The sequence below is a fragment of the Polaromonas sp. P3_C2 genome (genome assembly GCF_056402675.1).
On sequence record NZ_JBFUGX010000672.1, the window covers coordinates 1 to 2,166 of the forward strand.

4 protein-coding genes are annotated in these 2,166 nt (G+C 61.7%); 2 read left to right on the top strand and 2 right to left on the bottom strand.

Annotated features, from left to right (window positions below; genetic code table 11):
- The coding region (locus tag AC1DWI_RS20545) for a hypothetical protein (RefSeq protein ID WP_477725616.1) at positions 1-564 on the top strand (564 nt) is incomplete at its 5' end.
- A 19-nt stretch (positions 565-583) separates the two neighbouring features.
- On the opposite strand, the gene AC1DWI_RS20550 is transcribed toward AC1DWI_RS20545, so the two are convergent.
- Positions 584-1,144 (bottom strand): helix-turn-helix domain-containing protein, encoded by a 561-nt coding sequence (locus AC1DWI_RS20550; protein ID WP_477670822.1) that lies wholly within the window; start codon positions 1,142-1,144, stop codon positions 584-586.
- Positions 1,145-1,236: 92 nt separating this feature from the next.
- Here AC1DWI_RS20550 and AC1DWI_RS20555 point away from each other — a divergent pair, with 92 nt between their 5' ends.
- Positions 1,237-1,758: an N-acetyltransferase family protein gene (locus AC1DWI_RS20555; protein WP_477670823.1), complete on the top strand. Its 522-nt coding sequence runs from the start codon at positions 1,237-1,239 to the stop codon at positions 1,756-1,758.
- Here AC1DWI_RS20555 and AC1DWI_RS20560 read toward each other — a convergent pair.
- A partial coding sequence (locus tag AC1DWI_RS20560; RefSeq protein WP_477725617.1) for a DsbA family protein occupies positions 1,755-2,166 on the bottom strand: 412 nt, incomplete at its 5' end. The two genes, AC1DWI_RS20555 and AC1DWI_RS20560, sit on opposite strands and share 4 nt — an antisense overlap.

The following is a 2,166-nucleotide window of genomic DNA, read 5'->3' on the forward strand; positions in this document are numbered from 1 at the left end:
TCCCTCACCTGGCAGGGGCACAAGGAGATTCCGATGATCTATGGTTTGACCTACCTCGGTGTGATCCACACCGCCATCAGCCTGGTGGCCGTTGCGGCTGCCGTGATCGCCTTCTTTCGCGACAAGGAAATCATTGCCGCGTCCACACTGGGCAAGGTCTATATCTGGACCACGGTGCTCACCTGCCTCACGGGCTTTGGCATCTTCCAGCATGGCGGTTTCGGCAAACCGCATGCGCTGGGCATCATCACCTTGCTGGTGCTGGGCATTGCCTGGGTGGCGGGCACCACCAAGGTGCTGGGCCGTGCCTCGCCGTATGTGGAGACGCTGGGCTATTCGATGACCTTTTTATTCCACATGATTCCGGCCATCACCGAGACTTCGACGCGCCTGCCATTGGGTGCGCCACTGCTGCCCAACGCCGATGCGCCCGAACTCAAGGCCGCCACGGGTGTGCTTTTGCTGCTGTACATCATTGGGGCGGCGCTGCAGGTGCGGCGCATACGCGCGCGCCATGCGGCGCTTGACGTCGCGGCTGTGCCGGGGTCTGCTGCTGCCAGTTAATGGGTAAGGGGCGACAAATTCAGCCGGGCCAGACGACCAGCAAATAGCGGCAGGCGCTGCGCCCCAGGGTTTTAAAGGCCACGGGGCGGTCAACGCCGAAGTCCAGGCAGTCGCCGGGCTCAAGCTTGAAAACTTCGTCGCCATATTCCACGCGCAAGCCGCCTTCGACCAGCCAGAGGCGCTGCCGATACGGCTGGCCGCTCCATCGCGGGTAAGCCACCCTGGCCGACCGCGGCAGCTCGACTTCCACCATCTCGACGCCCTGGTCGGGCCCGCGCTCTGCCACCTGGCGCCGCAGGTAGCCGGCTTCCGGGTCGCGCCACACCGCCTGCCCTGCCTTCTTCCGCAGCCTGCGGCCTGCCTCTTCTTCCTTGTCTTCGGTGAGCAGCTGCGCCAGCGGCACACCCAGGCCGGCTGCGAGCCGGCCGAGGATCATGGCGGTCGGGCTGCTTTCGACGCGCTCCACCCTGGAGATCATGGCTTTGCTGACGCCCGACACCTCGGCCAGTTGCGCCAGGCTCAGGCCCTGGGCCTGGCGCAATGCCAGCAGCCGCGACGCGATCAGGGCATCAATCGTCATGGGGTGTCCTTCAGAAAAAGCATTCGTCTATCATAAGGGACAAATAATCTCTTATAGTAGACAAATCATTCTCCCTTTCAAAAGGAATCCCCATGCACCTCGTCGAATGCACCGAAGAGCGCCATGCCGGCCAGATCCTGGCCATTTTTAACGAGGCGATCGTCAACTCGACGGCGCTGTACGACTACAAACCACGCGCACCCGAAAGCATGGTGACCTGGTTTGCCACCAAACGTGCCAACGGTTTTCCGGTAGTCGGGATGGAAGACGACAGCGGCAAGCTGCTGGGTTTTGCGAGCTACGGCACCTTCCGCGCATTTCCGGCGTACAAGTACACGGTCGAGCATTCGGTCTATGTGGAGAAAGACAGCCGCGGCCTGGGCCTGGGGCGCAAGCTGCTGGAGGCGATTGTGGCCAGGGCTGAAGTGCAAGGCATGCACGTTCTGGTCGGCGCGATTGACCTGGACAACGCTGTGAGCATTGCACTTCACAAGCGCCTGGGCTTTGAGCACAGCGGCACGATCAAACAGGCGGCTTTCAAGTTTGGCCGCTGGCTGGACCTGGCGTTTTTGCAGAAGACCTTAAAGACGCCGCTGCAGCCTGTTGACGGTTAAGTCTGTTGGCTGGTCAACACTTTGTCGATGGCCTCATGCAAATGCTGCAGGCCAAACGACACATCACAAAACACGCCGTTGACATAAAACGCCGGCGTTGAGCGCACGCCCAGGTGGCGGCCGCTTTGCATGTGCTCCTGCACGCGCTGCAGGTAGACATGGTCGTTCATTTCGTTCTGGTAGCGGGCCATGTCCAGGCCGGCCTGGGCGGCATAGTCGAGCAGGTGCTTGTCCTTGAGGTGATGCTGGTTGGTAAACAGCAACTCGTACATGGGCCAGAACTTGTGTTGTGCGCCGGCGGCTTCCGCCGCTTCGGCGGCCAGTTCGGCATGGGGGTGCACTTCGCGCAACGGAAAGTGCCGGAAGACAAAACGCAGCTGGCGCCCGAAGTGCGGCAGCATCACCTTC